The sequence below is a fragment of the Vibrio gallaecicus genome, assembly GCF_024347495.1.
Taxonomy (GTDB): Bacteria; Pseudomonadota; Gammaproteobacteria; order Enterobacterales; family Vibrionaceae; genus Vibrio; species Vibrio gallaecicus.
Genome location: NZ_AP025490.1, coordinates 2,834,490 through 2,853,961, shown reverse-complemented (window position 1 = coordinate 2,853,961; position 19,472 = coordinate 2,834,490). Strand labels below are relative to the sequence as shown.

Here is a 19,472-nt window from a genome sequence, read left to right as displayed (position 1 = left end):
TCGGGTTGTATGGTTAAGTGACTAAGCGTACACGGTGGATGCCTTGGCAGTCAGAGGCGATGAAAGGCGTAATAACTTGCGATAAGCCCAGATTAGGTAGTAATAACCTTTTGAGTCTGGGATTCCTGAATGGGGAAACCCACTTACATAAGTAAGTATCCTGTTGTGAATACATAGCAACAGGAGGCAAACCGGGGGAACTGAAACATCTAAGTACCCCGAGGAAGAGAAATCAACCGAGATTCCGAAAGTAGCGGCGAGCGAAATTGGATTAGCCCTTAAGCTTTTAATGATGCAGGTGAAGACTCTGGAAAGTGTCGCAACAAAGGGTGATAGCCCCGTAACCGACGCATCATAATCAGTGAAATCGAGTAGGGCGGGACACGTGATATCCTGTCTGAATATGGGGGGACCATCCTCCAAGGCTAAATACTACTGACTGACCGATAGTGAACCAGTACCGTGAGGGAAAGGCGAAAAGAACCCCTGTGAGGGGAGTGAAATAGAACCTGAAACCGTGTACGTACAAGCAGTAGGAGCACCTTCGTGGTGTGACTGCGTACCTTTTGTATAATGGGTCAGCGACTTAATTTTAGTAGCAAGGTTAACCGTTTAGGGGAGCCGTAGGGAAACCGAGTCTTAACTGGGCGTACAGTTGCTAGGATTAGACCCGAAACCAGGTGATCTAGCCATGGGCAGGTTGAAGGTTGAGTAACATCAACTGGAGGACCGAACCGACTAATGTTGAAAAATTAGCGGATGACTTGTGGCTAGGGGTGAAAGGCCAATCAAACCTGGAGATAGCTGGTTCTCCCCGAAAGCTATTTAGGTAGCGCCTCGGACGAATACTACTGGGGGTAGAGCACTGTTAAGGCTAGGGGGTCATCCCGACTTACCAACCCTTTGCAAACTCCGAATACCAGTAAGTACTATCCGGGAGACACACGGCGGGTGCTAACGTCCGTCGTGGAGAGGGAAACAACCCAGACCGCCAGCTAAGGTCCCAAAGTATAGCTAAGTGGGAAACGATGTGGGAAGGCTCAGACAGCCAGGATGTTGGCTTAGAAGCAGCCATCATTTAAAGAAAGCGTAATAGCTCACTGGTCGAGTCGGCCTGCGCGGAAGATGTAACGGGGCTAAGCTATACACCGAAGCTGCGGCTACGTACCTTAGGGTATGTGGGGTAGGGGAGCGTTCTGTAAGCCGTTGAAGGTGGTCTGTAAGGGCTGCTGGAGGTATCAGAAGTGCGAATGCTGACATGAGTAACGATAAAGGGAGTGAAAAACTCCCTCGCCGGAAGACCAAGGGTTCCTGTCCAACGTTAATCGGGGCAGGGTAAGTCGACTCCTAAGGCGAGGCCGAAAGGCGTAGTCGATGGGAAACAGGTTAATATTCCTGTACTTCTTATAATTGCGATGGGGGGACGGAGAAGGCTAGGTGAGCCTGGCGACGGTTGTCCAGGTCCAAGTACGTAGGCGGAAAGTTTAGGTAAATCCGGACTTTCATTAACGCTGAGATACGATGTCGAGCTACTACGGTAGTGAAGTCATTGATGCCATACTTCCAGGAAAAGCCTCTAAGCTTCAGATTATAAGAAATCGTACCCCAAACCGACACAGGTGGTCGGGTAGAGAATACCAAGGCGCTTGAGAGAACTCGGGTGAAGGAACTAGGCAAAATGGTACCGTAACTTCGGGAGAAGGTACGCTCTTATCAGTGAAGTCCCTTGCGGATGGAGCAGACGAGAGTCGCAGATACCAGGTGGCTGCAACTGTTTATTAAAAACACAGCACTGTGCAAAATCGTAAGATGACGTATACGGTGTGACGCCTGCCCGGTGCCGGAAGGTTAATTGATGGGGTTAGACTTCGGTCGAAGCTCTTGATCGAAGCCCCGGTAAACGGCGGCCGTAACTATAACGGTCCTAAGGTAGCGAAATTCCTTGTCGGGTAAGTTCCGACCTGCACGAATGGCGTAATGATGGCCACGCTGTCTCCACCCGAGACTCAGTGAAATTGAAATCGCTGTGAAGATGCAGTGTACCCGCGGCTAGACGGAAAGACCCCGTGAACCTTTACTACAGCTTGGCACTGAACATTGACCCTACATGTGTAGGATAGGTGGGAGACTATGAAATTGCGTCGCTAGATGTGATGGAGTCGTCCTTGAAATACCACCCTTGTATGCTTGATGTTCTAACGTCGGTCCCTGAATCGGGATTACGGACAGTGCCTGGTGGGTAGTTTGACTGGGGCGGTCTCCTCCCAAAGAGTAACGGAGGAGCACGAAGGTGGGCTAAACACGGTTGGACATCGTGTGGTTAGTGCAATGGCATAAGCCCGCTTGACTGCGAGAATGACAATTCGAGCAGGTGCGAAAGCAGGTCATAGTGATCCGGTGGTTCTGAATGGAAGGGCCATCGCTCAACGGATAAAAGGTACTCCGGGGATAACAGGCTGATACCGCCCAAGAGTTCATATCGACGGCGGTGTTTGGCACCTCGATGTCGGCTCATCACATCCTGGGGCTGAAGTCGGTCCCAAGGGTATGGCTGTTCGCCATTTAAAGTGGTACGCGAGCTGGGTTTAGAACGTCGTGAGACAGTTCGGTCCCTATCTGCCGTGGGCGTTGGAAAATTGAAAGGGGCTGCTCCTAGTACGAGAGGACCGGAGTGGACGAACCTCTGGTGTTCGGGTTGTCATGCCAATGGCATTGCCCGGTAGCTAAGTTCGGAATCGATAAGCGCTGAAAGCATCTAAGCGCGAAGCGAGCCTTGAGATGAGTTTTCCCTGACGCTTTAAGCGTCCTTAAGGGTTGTCGTAGACTACGACGTTGATAGGCAGGGTGTGTAAGTGCTGCGAGGCATTGAGCTAACCTGTACTAATTGCCCGTGAGGCTTAACCATACAACACCCAAGGGGTTTTGTGGACTCATAGAAATACCAGACCTTGAATGAGTTTGAAGAGAACAAAAACAGCTTTCCAGATTATTTTGCCTTCAGTTTTTAAAACTGGAAGTAAAAGCAAAATTTGCTTGGCGACCATAGCATTGTGGACCCACCTGACTCCATGCCGAACTCAGAAGTGAAACACAATAGCGCCGATGGTAGTGTGGGGCTTCCCCATGTGAGAGTAGGACATCGCCAGGCTTTAAATTTTAAGAATCGTTTTAAACGGTTCTTTGATTTGCTGATATAGCTCAGCCCGGTAGAGCGCACCCTTGGTAAGGGTGAGGTCCCCAGTTCGAGTCTGGGTATCAGCACCACAATTTAGTTGATTTTATTATTAAAATTAACAACAGAATTTGTTTGACGACCATAGCATTGTGGACCCACCTGATTCCATGCCGAACTCAGAAGTGAAACACAATAGCGCCGATGGTAGTGTGGGGCTTCCCCATGTGAGAGTAGGACATCGTCAGGCTCAAATTGCTTTAAGCTGAATAGACACTGCGGAGTGGTAGTTCAGTTGGTTAGAATACCGGCCTGTCACGCCGGGGGTCGCGGGTTCGAGTCCCGTCCACTCCGCCACTTATTAAAAGCCCTGCTAGAAATAGCAGGGCTTTTTTTATGTCTAGGTTATCTCTCTATAGGTTCTCATTGCTTTAGTACTCGCTTGGGAGCCATTTTCGGTAGTGCTTTACCTTCATTTCTAGTTATAAACTTCTTGATTAATCGTTTCTTAAAGGCTTAAGCTTGCTTGTACTTTTAAACAGGTTAAACCAAGTCTAGGCATCAAAGCATGTTTTCTTCATTTAATTCTCGATCCTGTACCAGTTAATAAGCTCAACTTCTTGAAGGTTAGAAGTACTGCAGAATCTTATGGTTTGACTGTATAAGCTTTTTTGATGTATCACACCACTTCACTCTACGATGCTCCTTAAGTACTTCTAATTACGCTTTTACAATAGTGTAGAGCCTACCACGTGTAGTGCTTGGTGAGTGGTTAAGTGAGAATGTGCTTTTAGGTGGAAGTAGCTTTGATTTGATAGTATGAAATGTGAATGATTTTACCTATATGAAAAAGAAGGCTGTAAGTTTCGCTAGTGCTTCAATCTGAAACTTTGAGAGATCTTATTCATCCCAGGAATAGATATAACAGCCTTTAATCTAAAATAAATTAGCGGCTTGCTCACTTGATAGAGCAGGGCTTGGGTGATTTTATTCCAAATAAGTTGTGAGCAATTTGATTATTCATCAAACATAACTAGTCGAATAGGTTAGTACTACCACTCCTGTTCTTATTGGATCTTTTCATCAATTTCATCACTACCTATTTTTAGTTAACCGTATATATCGAGCTACTGTAGCTCTTGAGTCATAACTGTTATTTTTTAATGTCATGATATTTTTTGTTTTGTGAGTAGTCAGCTGAAGAGTCAATATAGATCACTACTATAAAAATAGACAACGTATAGCCTTCTGAGGCTCCTATTGAAAGATTCTATTACCTAATCCTTCGTAAATTAATCGATCGTTATTAGAGGTATTAATGGCGTCTTGTTATGTCTAGAGTATGAATAAGTTTTGTTTGTTAGCTCTGATTGCTGTAAAGAATAGATATGTACTTATCTCTAAATTTGTTGGGGTGCGGAGATATGGATATATAAATTTGGGTTTCGAAATGCAAAAAGGCCGCATCAATGATGCGGCCTTTTTTAATTGGCTCCCCTTGCAAGACTTGAACTTGCGACATACGGATTAACAGTCCGCCGTTCTACCAACTGAACTAAAGGGGAATTGATGGTTTAATCTCTAATCAAGAGAATGGTGCCGACTACCGGAATCGAACTGGTGACCTACTGATTACAAGTCAGTTGCTCTACCTACTGAGCTAAGTCGGCATCATATATCAAAAAGCTAATGCTTAATGATGAACTTGGCTCCCCTTGCAAGACTTGAACTTGCGACATACGGATTAACAGTCCGCCGTTCTACCAACTGAACTAAAGGGGAATTATTCTTAAAGCTTTAAAGAAGTGGTGCCGACTACCGGAGTCGAACTGGTGACCTACTGATTACAAGTCAGTTGCTCTACCTACTGAGCTAAGTCGGCACATAATATCTCTTTGTGCTTTACTGTTGTTGTCTAAGACACCAACAAATAAATTGTGGTGCCCGGAGGCGGAATCGAACCACCGACACGAGGATTTTCAATCCTCTGCTCTACCGACTGAGCTATCCGGGCGACGAGGTGTATTAAACGCGTTTTCGGCTTTCTGGTCAACTTTAAATTGCAAAAAAAGTATCGTTTGATGTTTTTCTATACTTAATGGGGTGTTTTTATTCATTTTGTATAGAAAAGCGTTAGTCAGCATGACCCAAATAATTCAATACTTGCGATTAACTTAGTGAAAATGTCTGGAGATATAATAAAGCACCTATGAAAATGTATTACTTTTATTTTAAAGAGTAGTGGCATCTTTAAGATCTAGCTTAGTTCTTAATTATGCCTGATTCTCTCTATTTTCAAATGAACTGTAATGTTAGGTTTCATTACCCAAACATTGAACGGGGTAGTGCCTACTGCAGTTTATGACCTTTTTATAAAGTTAATTGGATCGCTTCAATACGGCGCCTTTCTTGCTCTGTTCGGATATCTTTACCTTTAAAGCCGTCATCTATGATGTTCTTCACTTGAACGGTTAAAGCGGCTTGGTAAGCAGTTTCAAAACGTTTTTTTTGAGGGTAAGGTTCTTTCTCTAACCCCTTTCTTCCAGCATGATCTGCTTGGCAGCATAGTAGGATGTCGTTCAGCCTTTCTGGTTTTCTCCAGACATCGAATTTATTGAGTACTTTAAGAAAAGTTGATGCTTTTAACTCGCTCGCTCGGTGGATATTTGAGTGCTGCTCGCAAACAAGCAAAGCAAGCTCTTTGAATTCGTTTGGTATACGAATTCGTTCGCAAAGTTGTTTAATGATTTTTAGCCCAGTGTGGCAGTGCATTTTGTGGCTAGGCCATTCTGATTCAGGAGTGATACCTTTACCTAGATCGTGAACCTGGGCTGCAAACCTTACCGGCAATGCTGAACTTAGTACTGCGGCTTGCTGAGCTACCATTAATGTATGAATGCCAGTATCAATTTCTGGGTGCCATTTTTCTGGTTGAGGAACCCCAAATAATGCATCTAACTCAGGTAAGACAATTTTAAGAGCGCCGCACTCTCTTAAAATGGATATAAAAATTTCTGGGTGATGAGAGCTTAGTGATTTGTGCCATTCTTGCCATACACGCTCAGGCGTTAAATAAGCAAGCTCACCTGACTCAGCAATCGCTCTCATGAGTAATAGGGTGTCTTCAGCAACACTAAAGCCTAGGTGATGTAACTTAGCGGCAAATCGAGCGACGCGTAATACTCGTAGAGGGTCTTCTGTAAATGCGTGAGATACGTGCCTTAGAATTTTATCTTTTAGGTCTTGTTGTCCATTATAAGGGTCATAGATGGTTTCATTTTCATCTTGAGCCATTGCATTGATCGTTAAGTCTCTGCGCATGAGATCTTCTTCTAAACTAACGTCAGGGGCAAAGTGGCATTCAAACCCTGTGTAACCAGTGCCAGATTTTCGCTCAGTCCGAGCAAGTGCATGTTCTTGCTTGGTCGTTGGGTGCAAAAATACTGGAAAGTCTTTTCCAACGGCAATGAACCCTAAGGATTTCATTTCTTTTGGTGTGCTGCCTACTACAACCCAATCTTGATCTTCGCACTTAATACTCAGAAGTTTATCGCGAACCGCACCACCTACTAGATATCTCTGTAATGGCTTATTTTTTTGCAGGTTGTCTGTAATTTGCAAGCTAACACCTCGAAATTTTTATCACTACTGGACTTTATCGTGCGCAGTGGTACTTTGCCATAATCGTAATAATAGGGCTGCACATGTATAAGGAATATTTTGGCTTCGTAGAGATGCCATTTTCGATTGTACCAAATTCTCGCTATCTGTTTCTTAGTCAACGCCATCAAGAGGCGATGCAGAACTTACAGGCAGGTTTAGGAGAAGGTGGGGGCTTTGCAATGCTTACTGGAGAAGTAGGTACCGGTAAGACGACCGTAGCAAAAGCAATGCTAACAGGGCTAGATGAAGATACTTGTGCAGGGCTTATTTTAAACCCGACTTTTTCTAACACTGATTTATTAGAAGCTATTTGTGATGAATTTGAAGTGTCGTACCCAGAGCAAGCATCACTGAAACAGCTGAGTCAGGCTATACACCATTTTTTGTTAGATAATCATGCTCAAGATATTCAGACCCTCCTTGTTATTGATGAAGCTCAGCACCTTGCTGCTGATGTGCTAGAACAGTTACGCCTGCTGACCAATCTAGAAACGGATCATCGAAAACTGTTAAAGGTTCTGCTGGTTGGTCAGCCTGAGCTGCAACAGCATTTACAAACCACTCAGCTGCGCCAATTAGCCCAACGAATTACTGGTCGTTATCATTTACTACCTCTCAATGTGGAAGAGACCGGGAAATATATCGCTTTTCGTCTCGAAATGGCGGGGGGCAGCGACATGCTTTTCATGAATGCATCAATTAAGTCAATCGCTCAGCATACTCATGGTATCCCGCGCTTGATTAATTTAGTTTGTGATAAAGCATTACAGCTGAGCTTTCATGCGGGTGAAGCTTCACCGGGTCGAAGTCGATCTATTCCTAGTAATACGGTTCAACGAGCTTGCCAGCAGGTCATGTCATTTCAAGCGGAAGTTTATCACTCTCCACAAGTAAATCGCACATACCAACGTCCTAAGTGGATGAAATACATAGCTGCAACGTTATGTGGTTTAGGAATGGCTTATGGAGCCTATATTTACAGCCCCCAGTACTTTGAAAGGCTTACTTTTAGTCAGCTAGAAATGGCAAATGAGCCTGAAATTGCTGTTAAATCTGTAATAGCGGTAAAAGAAGAAAGTGACATACCTAATGATATTAAAGAAGCATTAGAAGCTGGCAAGCAGCGTTCTATAGCGATACAGAGCCTATATGGACTATGGGGATATAAATCTTCAGTACGAGATGGGCTTTGTTTGAGTGAGCCACAGAGTGAGTTTATTTGTCGCCAGCAAAAAGCAACGTTAAGTGAGCTAATCAATGAGAATGTTCCTGTTGTACTAAACCTTGAGTTGAACCAAGTACCATTATTTGGTGTGCTTTATAGTGTCTCATCAGACTCAGTTGAGTTACTCATTCGAGAACAACTGATACAACTTCCAATAGATGCTCTAAATGAGTTGTGGAGTGGGGATTATGTCGCTATTTGGAAACAGCCTTTAAGGCAAACCTTAAAATATGGCTATCAAGGTGAAGCTGTTACCATGCTGGACTTATTGCTTTCTGAGGCTCTTGGAGAAGAGGTGTCGGGTAGTGATGTGTTTGATGAGGAATTAAAATCTAAAGTCGCAGCTTTTCAGAATTGGCAAGGTATGACAGTTGATGGAATTGCAGGTAGTCGCACTTTAGCTCGGTTACAAAAATTGACTCAATTAGATGCCCCTGCGCTTCTCATTAACTCTGGAGAACAAAAATAATGTCTCAGATTATGGATGCGTTAAAGCAATCAGAATTAAGAAAGCCAGGGCTTCAGCAATCTACTTTCCATTCGGCCGGAGAACCTGTGGATCAATTTCAGGCTTCGCCAACCCACCTCAATAAAACTAAAAGTACTTCAAAGCTTTTGCTGTGTTCACTATTGGTCGTGCCCTCTGTATTGGTTATTGGTGCTCTGTATTATCAATGGCAAGAAGATAAAGCTCCAGTTATGGAGATGGAGAGTCGTGAGCTTCAACAAGTTAGGGTTGAACCTGAAGGGGATTCTTTATTCTCTGTTCGTCCTGCAATGTTAGCTCAGGATTTGAAGCCATTGATTCGTCAAATCGAATACTCAGAAACGCGTATTGTTTCTCGAGTTGCTTCTAAAGAAGATGAAACAGGTTTACAGGAAAGCTCTCATTTAATCGCACAAGCAGAGCCTTTAGGTGCATCAGAAATCGATCAGAAGTCAGAGTTTGAACGGTCTAATCCAAGACTGATTGAGCCAAATGAACCTGAGCTGGATTTAGGTGATATCGATTTAACTGAGTTCTCCCCAGAACTAGCTCTGACTATTGAATCTATATTACAAGACTCAACGAATAATCGTGATTCAGGTAGTAGTGATGATCGCGGGAATGCAGAAAGTGGTGCAATTGACTTTGAATCAAATACTCACCTTTTTTCTGGTTCTTTACCTAAATTAAACCTGCAAACGCATATGTACTCTAGTGACCAGACAAAACGCTGGGTGAAGGTAAATGGTAAAGACCGGTATGTGGGTGATTGGATTGCCAATGGCGTGCAATTAATCGAAATCAAGCCTCAATCGATAATTATAAAATATCAGCAAGAGCTTATTGAAGTTCCAGCCTTATATGAGTGGCAGGGGTAAACTTCAGTTTAAGGAGGCAGCTAAAGGCTATAGCTTATGTCGATTATTGGTCGGTTATAATTATAAAAGGGGCACATATCAATGTGCCCCTTTTTGGTGTCTGTTACTTGATTAACTCATCAGAAATTTAGCTACTCACGCATACTCTAAGTAGCTAAAGAAGGAGTAAGCGTTTAAGACCAACCGTTTGGTGACTTCTTACGGCGTGGGATAATATGCGGTAGCAACAAACCAAATAGAAGACCAATACCTGCAACGCCACCGCCATACATGAAGTATTTAAGTAGTAAGTCGTCTTTTTGAGTATCAATTTTCGCACGTAATTCGCGATTCTCAGTTTGAGATGAAGTTAGCTGCTGGCTAATCTCACTATAGTTCTGTTCAAGCTCTGAAATTTGTTTGTTACGCGAATCAAGAGAGCTAGCTAAGCCAGCTTTTTCGCTATCAGCACTTTGACGTGCATTAGCTAGTTTTGCTTTTACGTCCGCGAGTTCTTTTTCAACTTTTGGTAAGCGTAATGCCATGCTTTCTTGACGGCTAACAAATTTACTTTCAACCCAACCTTTACGACCGCGGTTATCAAGAACCTCGCTGTATCCAGTTTGTTTGTTCGCTTGCAGTAGTTTAATTTTCTCACCAGCATCAACACTACCGATAATTCGATAAGTATTGTTTGGACCAGAGTGCATGTAAGTAAAAAGTTTGTCAGCGATATAACGATCTTGAGCGAATGCTGCAGGAGCAGCAAGCATTGTAAATAAAACCATGCAAATCAGTTTTTTCACAGTAATTCCCTTAACAATTCTAATTTGGGGTAGGCGAGAGTCAGCCTTAATTATCAAATAGTATTTAGTTTTTTTGGCTCGTGCAACAAAGAAGGGAGGCTAAGCCTCCCTTTCTGTGCGTTTGAGTCAATAATGACATTGTATTTACATACGAATATCTTGACTCACATGTCTCTGACTTAATTCTAAATTACAAGCTCATGAATAAAGCTTGAATCATGTAGAAGAATACAACCGCTAGTAGAGCACCAGCAGGTAGCGTCACAATCCATGAAGCAACAATATTACGAACTACGCCTAAGTTCAGAGCTGCAATGCCTCGAGCAAAGCCTACACCAAGAACAGCACCAACTAGTGTCTGTGTCGTTGAGATTGGAAGACCAGTACCAGAAGCTAATACTACAGTACAAGCTGTTGCTAGTTGAGCTGCAAAGCCGCGGCTTGGTGTTAGTTCTGTAATACCAGTACCAACAGTTGCCATAACTTTATGACCCATAGTCGCAAGACCAACAACGATACCAATACCGCCAAGAGGAAGAATCCACCAAGCTATTGAGGTTTTACCTGAAATTTCACCCATGTGCTCAACAGTTGATACAACCGCTGAAAGTGGACCAATCGCATTTGCTACATCATTTGAACCGTGAGCAAAAGCCATCGCACAAGCTGTGATAACCATAAGTACAGAGAAGATGCCTTCTACGCCAGCAAAGCCATGATCTTCTTCGCGGTTAGCAAACTTTTTCTGGATGTATAGGTAACCACCTAACATAACTAGACCAGAGAAACCTGCAGACCATAACCAAGCTTCGGTATTGCTTAGGTGAAGACCAACGTGCTTAAGACCTTTCTTGATCGTTACAAGTGCAATTACCATCGTGGTAATGAACATGTATACAGGAACAAAACGCTTAGCATTAAACAGAGGGTTCTCTGTATCGAAAATTAATCGTTGGGCACTGACAAATATCACATAGGCGAAGAAGCCGGAGATAAGCGGTGTAACAATCCAACTACCTACAATACCTTGAACACTATTCCAATCTACCGCTTCAGTACCAACAGATACACAAGCGAAACCGATGATTGCACCGATAATAGAGTGTGTCGTAGATACTGGCCAGCCCATGTAAGACGCAAGAAGTAGCCATGTACCTGCCGCTAATAGCGCAGACATCATGCCATATACAAGCACATCAGGTTGGTGAGCAAATAGAGATGTTTCGATAACACCTTTACGGATCGTGTCAGTTACTTCGCCACCCGCAAGGTATGCACCTGCGAATTCAAAGATCATTGCGATAATGATCGCTTGTTTAACGGTTAAAGCTTTAGAGCCTACTGAGGTGCCCATTGCGTTCGCAACGTCATTTGCACCAATACCAATAGCCATCAAGAAACCGAAAGCTGCTGCAACAATAATCAGGACAGTGCCGTAATTAGCAAGGATATCCATCGTAATACCTAGTTGTTTGATAACAAGCGGAACAAATTTAGACGCAAAAAACCGCTCAGCGAGAGAAATACTCAGCGCATAAGTGGTTTGGTTAAAAAGTGCTCTTCGTTATATAGTTAACGTATGATTTAAGATCGAGAAAGCATTACTTCAAGACGAGCGCCAACACGCTGTGCTTGATCTGCAATACCACCAATCCATTCAAGAATTTTGTATAAGAACATGATGTCGACAGGATTTAGATCGCCTTCAATCGCCATTAATTGTTGGCGTAACTCGATCTGCATTGCATCGGTATCATCTTCGATTACATCTAATTGATGAATCATTTCAGCAACGAGTGTCACTTCACGACCTTTAAAGCCCGTTTCAAGTAACTCGTCTAGTTCATTGATTACGTTTTGTGCTTGGTTCGCTGCATCTAGGCAACGTTTAACGTAAGCAATAAAGTTTTCTTGCATTGGAGCAGGAATGACAAGTTGACGACCATATACACGGCCAGCAATGTCTTTCGCTAGGTTTGCAAGTTTGTCTTGCTGAGTTAAAAGCTCCAACATATCGGTGCGATCAACTGGCATAAACAAACCGCGAGGAAGTTTAAGGCGAATTTCACGTTTTAGTACGTCTGCTTCTTTCTCTAAATGAGAAATTTGAGCTCGAATTTCAGATGCTTTTTCCCAGTCACCCTTTGAAGAAACTTCAAAGAAATTGACTAAATGTGAACAACATTCATTCACGCAAACCACGTGACGCTGCAAAGGCTTAATTGGGGACTTTGCAAATAACCCCATAATTGTATTTACTGGCATGGTCATCCAACCTAATAAATAATAACCTAAAAAACATACACCATTTTCGTGGTGAAATGTTAAGCGATGGCTACAAAGTCGCGCATGTTAACCCAATCAATCTCTCATTAAAACTGTTTTAGATCATCATTATCGCGATATTTCTTTCTTGCCCGGATTCTAAATAGGCAATATCCTATTCTTATCTTTATAGAAAGGCATAACTATGGAAACCGAGATAGAGCTTAAGTTTTTTGTTTCTCCTGATTTTTCAGAGACTTTGCGCAATAAAATTGCTGAAACTAAAGTCCTTCAGCACAGTTGTCGTGAATTAGGTAACATCTACTTCGACACCCCTGATAACTGGCTACGTAAGCATGATACTGGCTTACGAATTCGACGTTTTGATGACGTATTTGTACAAACCGTAAAAACGGCGGGTCGAGTTGTCGCTGGTCTACATCAAAGACCTGAATATAATGCCGAGCATAACAGTAATGAACCCGACTTATCTTTACATCCTGCCGACATTTGGCCAGAAGGAAAAGATATTGAAACGGTCCAATCCGAATTATTCCCCCTTTTCTCGACTAACTTTACTCGTGAGCAGTGGTTAGTGGGGATGCCTGATGGAAGTCAAATCGAAGTTGCTTTTGATCAGGGCTTTGTAGTTTCAGGTGATAAACAAGATCCTATTTGCGAAGTCGAGCTTGAACTTAAATCCGGCCAAGCCGATGCTTTATTTACTCTGTCTCGCCAGTTTTGTGAAAATGGCGGCATGCGCTTAGGTAATCTTAGCAAAGCTGCGAAAGGTTATCGCCTTGCTCAAGGCTATGCTGGGGATGAAGTGAAAGAACTGACATTGGTGAATACCGATAAACATGACACAGTCGAATCGTGTTTTATTCAGTCTTTAGAGCATGCCTTATCTCACTGGCATACTCATGAACAGATTTTTACTGAGCGTCAGTCGATTGAAGCTTTGCATGAAATCAGTCATTCAATCAGCTTTATTCGCCAAACTTTTACTATTTACGGTGGCATCGTTCCACGTCGAGCCAGTGCTATTTTACGTCAAGAATTAAAATGGCTAGAGCAGGAACTAAACTGGCTAAAAACGTACGATTACCTTGAAGACCTGCTTGAAGATAAAGGGCACGTACTACGTAAGCTTGATGCACGTAAGTTTTTGGTTTCAGAATTGAAGGAGATGCAACAACAGCTGCCTGAACGTGAAGAGTTACTGACACTGTTAAGTTCTGCGCGTTACACCGGCTTATTGTTGGATTTGAGTCGCTGGATCTTATCAAGAGGATGGCAACCATTCTTAGATGAAAAAGCTCGTGAGCAAATGGCTCGAGGTATTGAGTGGTTCTCTGTGAAGCAATTAGATAGAACTTGGGCTGAGCTCATGGAAGCTTTCCCACCAGAAAGAGTAATGTCTAGCCAAGCGTACATAGAGCAGCAATATCGATTAATGAGGAATTTATACTCAGGTGTCGGGTTTGCCAGCCTTTATGATGATGAAGAACGTAATAGCTTCAGGCTACCTTGGGCTGACATGATCCAGGGTATTGATGATTTATTAATGTTAAAGACGCTTTCACCACTTATCGAGAAGTTAGAAGGCGATGAGAAAGATCAGCTAGAGCGCTGGTTAGCTCGGCAAGAAGTATCAATCTTGCATGCAATGGAACAAACTCGTCAGATTAGCGTTGAAGTTGAGCCGTACTGGCAAGACTAATTTATCGAGAAAATCAGTGTTCAAGATAGAAGAATAGGGCGAAAGCCCTATTTTTTTATCTGTTTTTCGAGCTGATCCAGACGTTCTAAAATCGCTTGTTGCTGCTTGATGATCAGTTCTATATTTTTATCATTATTCTCAGCCTGCAGGTTTTCTTGTCTGTTGGGGGAGGTGATGAGTGAAGTGATCAGCCCTGAGATCATACCGAATACACCCACACCACAAATAATTACAATTGATGCGATCAATTTTCCCGAACTTGTGACGGGATAATGATCCCCATAACCCACGGTTGATATAGTAACAAATGCCCACCATAAGGCATCTTGCCCTGTGGTGATGTTCGCACTTGGGTCTTTGTGCTCAAGTAATAGAATGCTTCCAGCACCGATGGTAAGCAATATCACGAGCAGTAAAAGAATAGAAGCTAGTGTTGTTTCTTTCTTATTATTCAGCAGGTTTCTAAATACTCGTTTTCCTGATCTTAATATCAGGATCACTCTTAAGATCTGGAAGATTCGAGCGAAACGCAGAGGTTCAATGAGCGGCAAGCTGGCTATGAAATCGATCCAGTGGACTTTTAGGTACTGGACTTTGTCATCTGCCCGAAAGAGATCAATGGTGAGCTGTAGGATAAAAATACTACAGATAATAAAGTCGAGGCCGATAAGTATTTGTCGAGTCTCATGATCGATTGGGGCAAACAACAAGCTAGAGATCACAAATAACGCTATGAAAGAGAGTATAAGTGACAATAAGCTCATCGGCTTTGCTGTGTCTTTGGTAGTATTTAACATTCTTATGAAGCTCGAAATAAATAGCGCATGACTATAATTTTGTACAGTGTGCTTGCGACTAACGCAAAGACTTTAATATATAAGACTTAGTGGAGAAGTGACAATGACAAAACTGGCCTTTAAGCCTTGGGAAAGGATTATCTCGGATACCCGTCTCGTTCCGAAAATGATCGTATTGATGGTGTTTAGTACGGTTTTGATCATTGCTAAGCAATTGTGGGATGCAAGTACATTCTACGATGCGCTTCTTGCTGCCACAAATAGCGCTCAAGTTGCTCAAGAACATTATGAAACCTACCTGGTTCAGGTGGCATGGCAAACTGCAATTATGATTGCTGTATTTATCGTGCTGCTGATGGGGGCCGCTAACGTGATGTTGCGTCAAACTCAGTACTTAAGCGCTGCAATTAAAGTTATGGCAAGCAAAGACCTTTCAGTTCCTATTGGTATGGACTGTAAAGATGAGTATGGTGATGTTGCTCGTGAGTTAGAAAAAACTCGCGTTCAACTTCATGACATGATTAAAACTCAGCTTAGCTCTTCAGATGAATTATCAGCGCTGACGGAAGTAATGACTATCAGTATGTCTGAAACGAAAGACTCGGCACAAGAAGAATTCAATGAAATTGATCAGCTTGCGACTGCAATGAGTGAAATGACTTCTACTGTACAAACAGTAGCAGACCATGCTCAGAATGCTTCAGCACTAACCGAGCAAGCATCAGCACAAGCCGTAACGGGGCAGAAGTTTGTACAAGGTACTGTGACGAAGATGAGCGAGCTATCTACAGATATTTCAGCGTCAGCAGGTGCCGTGAACCAAGTAGAAGAGCGCGTAGAATCTATTGGAAGCGTTGTTGGTACTATTCAAGGCATCTCAGAACAAACTAATTTACTTGCATTGAATGCTGCTATTGAAGCTGCGCGTGCGGGTGAAGCTGGTCGTGGTTTCGCGGTTGTAGCCGATGAAGTTCGTAACCTAGCTCAACGTACGCAACAAGCAACTGTTGAAATTCAAGAGATGATCACTCATTTGCAAAATAGTGCGAATTCAGCTGTTGAACTAATGGAGAAAAGTGTAGTTGAAGCTGCAGATGGTGTAGAGCTGGTAACCAATGCCGGTTCTGAACTTGATGGCATTGTTGAGCAAGTTAATCAAATAAATGACATGAACTTCCAAATTGCAACGGCCGCAGGTCAACAAAGCAGTGTGGCTGAAGAAATGAGCGTTAACCTTACTAACGTAAGAGAGCTAGTAGAAGCGTCTGTAACCGTAGTCGGTGAGCTACTAGAAACCTCTGAAATCATGCAAACAAATGCTGAAGAATTGGATGGTAAAATCAAGCAATTCAAAGTGTAATGGAATGCCACAGCCTTCTTAGGTGTCGATATTTAGAATAGATAAATTAAAACGCCCGCATTGTTGATGTGGGCGTTTTTTATTGGCTGAAGTTTGATACAAACAAAGATGAGTTTGATACAAATCTCAAAGAGTTTGATATAAATAAAACTCGCTCGGAAGAAAAACACAGTAATCCTAAATAGACAAAGTTTAGGTCAAGTCAGTCATCGGTTTAATACAAGGAAGACTCATGCAATTACCTTCTCAACTCGTACCTTATGCTCAGTCCGCATTAGAGAGCTTATATGATCATCAAAAAGAACATATTGAACAATGGTCACCAGAGCGACTTGATGAGCTGACTTATGTTTTAGGCTTGAGTTCATTTATTGGTGATTGTTTACAGCGAGATGAAGAACTTTGTCAGCAGTTGCCAGCGATGTTGGATGCCTCAACTAGTGGGAATGAAAGATCAGCTCAGTACCGAGCAAAACTAGCGGGCTTACTGTCTGAATGCCGCGATGAAATGAGTGGGCAACGAGTTTTACGTCAATTCCGAAACCGAGAGATGACTTATATTGCATGGCAAGATTTTACAGCGTCATGGAAGTTAGAAGAGAGCTTATCTCATCTGTCGATGCTTGCTGAAGCGATGATCTTTGAAACCTATCAATGGCAATATGACATCTGCTGTCAAGAGTGGGGCACTCCATGTAATAGTGAAGGTGAGCCGCAACCCATGCTTATTATTGGTATGGGAAAACTTGGTGGTGGTGAACTGAATTTCTCATCGGATATTGATTTGATATTTACCTACCCTGAAAATGGGGAAACGCAGGGTGCGAGGCGCAGTATTGCAAATGCACAGTTCTTTACTCGATTAGGGCAAAGACTCATTAAGGCGCTTGATCAGCACACCTTTGATGGCTTTTGTTATCGTGTAGATATGCGCTTAAGACCGTTCGGTGAGAGTGGACCACTCGTGATGAGCTATGCCGCGCTTGAAGATTACTACCAAGAACAAGGACGTGACTGGGAACGCTACGCGATGGTTAAAGCCAGAGTGATGGGCAGTGAAATGTACCCTGAATATCAAGAGCTTCGCCAAATGCTGCGCCCGTTCGTATTCCGCCGTTATATTGATTTTAGTGCCATTCAATCTTTGCGCCGTATGAAATCAATGATCAGCAGCGAAGTCCGTCGCCGTGGTTTATCGAACAATATTAAACTTGGTCCTGGTGGAATCCGAGAAATTGAATTTATTGCCCAAGTATTTCAACTTATTCGCGGTGGGCGAGAACCTAGCTTGCGAGGTCGTGGTTTACTCGAAACACTATCTGCCATCGAAACGCTTGGCTTATTAGAATCAAAAGAAGTTGAGCATTTGAGCTCGGCATATTTATTTCTAAGACGTCTTGAAAACCTATTGCAAGCGATGGGTGATAAGCAAACTCAAACTTTACCTGATGGTGAGCAAGAGCAGCTTCAATTAGCCGTTGCAATGAAATTTTCAGATTGGGATGGTTTAATCGAAGAAACGCGAAACCACATGGCTAAAGTGCATATTGTTTTTGAAGATCTCATTGGTGTTGAAGAAGAAGATGCAAACCCCATTGCGAGTCATTTTTCGGAACTCTGGGACATGGCACATAAGCCAGATGTAATAGAACATGTACTAGAAAATGACATTGCAATCGCTAATCCACCAGAAGCCGCGAAAACAATCATTCAATTCAAAGCCGATCTTGCCAAGAAAACCTTAGGTCCACGCGGAAGGGAAGTTCTAAATCGATTAATGCCAAAAGTCTTCCAAGCTTTGTATACCGCCAAGGATGCCGAGTTTGGTCTATCAAGAGTTCTGCATTTATTGCATCGTATTGTTACGCGTACAACATATTTAGAATTGCTAGATGAGCACCCTGCTGCACTGACTCAGCTGGTTCGGTTATGTACTGCAAGCCCAATGATTTCAGAGCAACTTGGGCGTTACCCGATTTTGCTCGATGAGTTGATCGATCCTCAGCAACTGTATAACCCAGTTCCTTTAGAGTCTTACAAAACAGAATTGCGTGATTACCTTGCTCGTATTCCAGAAGACGATATGGAACAGCAAATGGAAGGGCTACGTCAATTCAAGCAAACCTGTATTTTGCGTATTGCTGCGGCTGACATTGCAGGGGTTCTACCAGTAATGAAAGTGAGTGATCACTTAACTTATTTAGCTGAAGCCATTGTAGAAGCAGGGATCAATCAAGCTTGGCTACAAGTTGCCGCTAAATTCGGAGAGCCTACCCATATTAAAGATCGAGAGGGTCGAGGTTTTGCTGTAGTCGGTTACGGAAAAGTAGGCGGTTGGGAATTAGGGTACAACTCTGATCTTGATATTGTGTTCATGCACGATTGCCCTGTGAATGTATACACTGACGGTAAAAAAGAGATTGATGGTCGTCAATTTTACTTGAGACTTGCACAGCGAATTATTCACATATTCTCCACTCGAACCGCTTCAGGGATCTTATACGAGATCGATACACGTCTACGCCCTTCTGGTGTTTCGGGTTTACTGGTTAGTCCTACGGATGCTTTTGATGAATATCAGCATAATGATGCATGGACCTGGGAGCACCAAGCCCTGACTCGCGCTCGAATGATTTATGGTGATGGGCAGCTTGCTGAGGCGTTTAACAAAACTCGCCATGAAGTGTTGTGCCTTGATCGAGATGAAGAGAAGCTCAAGAAAGATGTCGTAGATATGCGTGAAAAAATGCGTGGGCATTTAGGTGGAAAGAAATCAGACCGATTTATGCTTAAGCAAGATGCTGGTGGTATTACGGATATTGAGTTCTTAGCCCAATATTTAGTGCTGCGTTATAGCCATGAAAAACCGAAATTAACTCGTTGGTGTGACAATGTCCGAGTTTTTGAAAGCATGTTATCGCAAGGCATTATGGAAGAAGCACAAGGCTTAGCATTAACGAATGCGTACACTACTTTACGAGATGAAATCCACCATCGTAATTTACTTAACTTAGATGCCGATGTCGCGATAGATAAATTCCCACAAGAAAGGGAAGCGGTGAAGCAAGCATGGCAAGAATGGATGGTTGATTAACCACACTTTTATCAAATTTTTCT

At 43.0% G+C, this 19,472-nt stretch carries 9 protein-coding genes, 7 tRNA genes, 3 rRNA genes and 1 pseudogene; 10 read left to right on the top strand and 10 right to left on the bottom strand.

What is annotated here, in order from left to right:
• The first annotated feature begins 11 nt into the window (after positions 1-11).
• The 5 genes from OCU78_RS12370 (at position 12) to OCU78_RS12350 (ending at position 3,529) form a co-directional block, all read left to right on the top strand.
• Positions 12-2,905 (top strand): 23S ribosomal RNA (locus tag OCU78_RS12370).
• 127 nt (positions 2,906-3,032) lie between these two features.
• A 5S ribosomal RNA gene (gene rrf, locus OCU78_RS12365) occupies positions 3,033-3,148 on the top strand.
• A 39-nt stretch (positions 3,149-3,187) separates the two neighbouring features.
• Positions 3,188-3,264 (top strand) — tRNA-Thr (locus OCU78_RS12360).
• Positions 3,265-3,306: 42 nt separating this feature from the next.
• Positions 3,307-3,422: ribosomal RNA gene (gene rrf / locus OCU78_RS12355) — 5S ribosomal RNA — on the top strand.
• Positions 3,423-3,452: 30 nt separating this feature from the next.
• Positions 3,453-3,529: transfer RNA gene (locus OCU78_RS12350), tRNA-Asp, on the top strand.
• Between the two features lie 1,132 nt (positions 3,530-4,661).
• On the opposite strand, the gene OCU78_RS12345 is transcribed toward OCU78_RS12350, so the two are convergent.
• The 6 genes and pseudogenes from OCU78_RS12345 to OCU78_RS12320 all read right to left on the bottom strand — a co-directional run bounded on the left by OCU78_RS12345 (position 4,662) and on the right by OCU78_RS12320 (position 6,840).
• Positions 4,662-4,737 (bottom strand) — tRNA-Asn (locus OCU78_RS12345).
• 29 nt (positions 4,738-4,766) lie between these two features.
• Positions 4,767-4,842, bottom strand: a tRNA-Thr gene (locus tag OCU78_RS12340).
• Between the two features lie 36 nt (positions 4,843-4,878).
• Positions 4,879-4,954 (bottom strand) — tRNA-Asn (locus tag OCU78_RS12335).
• A 24-nt stretch (positions 4,955-4,978) separates the two neighbouring features.
• A tRNA-Thr gene (locus OCU78_RS12330) sits at positions 4,979-5,054 on the bottom strand.
• Between the two features lie 56 nt (positions 5,055-5,110).
• Positions 5,111-5,186: transfer RNA gene (locus OCU78_RS12325), tRNA-Phe, on the bottom strand.
• Between the two features lie 356 nt (positions 5,187-5,542).
• Positions 5,543-6,840: pseudogene (locus OCU78_RS12320) on the bottom strand (multifunctional CCA addition/repair protein).
• Between the two features lie 36 nt (positions 6,841-6,876).
• Here OCU78_RS12320 and OCU78_RS12315 point away from each other — a divergent pair.
• Both OCU78_RS12315 and OCU78_RS12310 read left to right on the top strand, forming a co-directional pair.
• Positions 6,877-8,529: an ExeA family protein gene (locus OCU78_RS12315; RefSeq protein ID WP_137375565.1), complete on the top strand. Its 1,653-nt coding sequence runs from the start codon at positions 6,877-6,879 to the stop codon at positions 8,527-8,529.
• Positions 8,529-9,425, top strand: a complete 897-nt coding sequence (locus tag OCU78_RS12310; protein WP_137375564.1) for a general secretion pathway protein GspB — start codon at positions 8,529-8,531, stop codon at positions 9,423-9,425. Before OCU78_RS12315 ends, OCU78_RS12310 begins: the two co-directional genes overlap by 1 nt.
• Positions 9,426-9,598: 173 nt before the next feature.
• Here the strand turns inward: OCU78_RS12310 and OCU78_RS12305 are convergent, their stop codons facing one another.
• The 3 genes from OCU78_RS12305 to OCU78_RS12295 form a co-directional block, all read right to left on the bottom strand.
• Positions 9,599-10,210: a TIGR04211 family SH3 domain-containing protein gene (locus tag OCU78_RS12305; protein WP_137375563.1), complete on the bottom strand. Its 612-nt coding sequence runs from the start codon at positions 10,208-10,210 to the stop codon at positions 9,599-9,601.
• Between the two features lie 190 nt (positions 10,211-10,400).
• Positions 10,401-11,666, bottom strand: coding sequence for an inorganic phosphate transporter (locus OCU78_RS12300; RefSeq protein ID WP_137375562.1), 1,266 nt, complete (start codon positions 11,664-11,666; stop codon positions 10,401-10,403).
• Between the two features lie 128 nt (positions 11,667-11,794).
• On the bottom strand, positions 11,795-12,475 hold the full coding sequence (locus tag OCU78_RS12295) for a TIGR00153 family protein (protein ID WP_167494084.1): 681 nt from the start codon (positions 12,473-12,475) through the stop codon (positions 11,795-11,797).
• Positions 12,476-12,680: 205 nt separating this feature from the next.
• On the opposite strand from OCU78_RS12295, the gene OCU78_RS12290 reads away from it, so the two are divergent.
• Positions 12,681-14,198: a CYTH and CHAD domain-containing protein gene (locus OCU78_RS12290; protein WP_137375560.1), complete on the top strand. Its 1,518-nt coding sequence runs from the start codon at positions 12,681-12,683 to the stop codon at positions 14,196-14,198.
• A 47-nt stretch (positions 14,199-14,245) separates the two neighbouring features.
• Here OCU78_RS12290 and OCU78_RS12285 read toward each other — a convergent pair whose 3' ends face one another.
• A complete protein-coding gene (locus OCU78_RS12285) occupies positions 14,246-14,995 on the bottom strand; it encodes a potassium channel family protein (protein ID WP_137375559.1) in 750 nt (249 codons plus the stop codon).
• Positions 14,996-15,098: 103 nt separating this feature from the next.
• Here OCU78_RS12285 and OCU78_RS12280 point away from each other — a divergent pair, with 103 nt between their 5' ends.
• Entirely contained in the window at positions 15,099-16,355 is a 1,257-nt protein-coding gene (locus OCU78_RS12280) for a methyl-accepting chemotaxis protein (RefSeq protein ID WP_137375558.1), read from the top strand.
• Positions 16,356-16,587: 232 nt separating this feature from the next.
• Positions 16,588-19,449 carry a bifunctional [glutamate--ammonia ligase]-adenylyl-L-tyrosine phosphorylase/[glutamate--ammonia-ligase] adenylyltransferase gene (gene glnE, locus OCU78_RS12275; protein WP_137375557.1) on the top strand — a complete coding sequence of 954 codons (2,862 nt, stop codon included), beginning with the start codon at positions 16,588-16,590 and terminating at the stop codon, positions 19,447-19,449.
• Positions 19,450-19,472 lie beyond the last annotated feature (23 nt).

Coding starts and splice junctions, on each gene's coding strand:
- OCU78_RS12315 (WP_137375565.1), top strand. CDS start 6,877: ATGTATAAGGAATATTTTGGCTTCGTAGAGATGCCATTTTCGATTGTA.
- OCU78_RS12310 (WP_137375564.1), top strand. CDS start 8,529: ATGTCTCAGATTATGGATGCGTTAAAGCAATCAGAATTAAGAAAGCCA.
- OCU78_RS12300 (WP_137375562.1), bottom strand. CDS start 11,666: ATGGATATCCTTGCTAATTACGGCACTGTCCTGATTATTGTTGCAGCA.
- OCU78_RS12295 (WP_167494084.1), bottom strand. CDS start 12,475: ATGCCAGTAAATACAATTATGGGGTTATTTGCAAAGTCCCCAATTAAG.
- OCU78_RS12290 (WP_137375560.1), top strand. CDS start 12,681: ATGGAAACCGAGATAGAGCTTAAGTTTTTTGTTTCTCCTGATTTTTCA.
- OCU78_RS12285 (WP_137375559.1), bottom strand. CDS start 14,995: ATGTTAAATACTACCAAAGACACAGCAAAGCCGATGAGCTTATTGTCA.
- OCU78_RS12280 (WP_137375558.1), top strand. CDS start 15,099: ATGACAAAACTGGCCTTTAAGCCTTGGGAAAGGATTATCTCGGATACC.
- glnE (WP_137375557.1), top strand. CDS start 16,588: ATGCAATTACCTTCTCAACTCGTACCTTATGCTCAGTCCGCATTAGAG.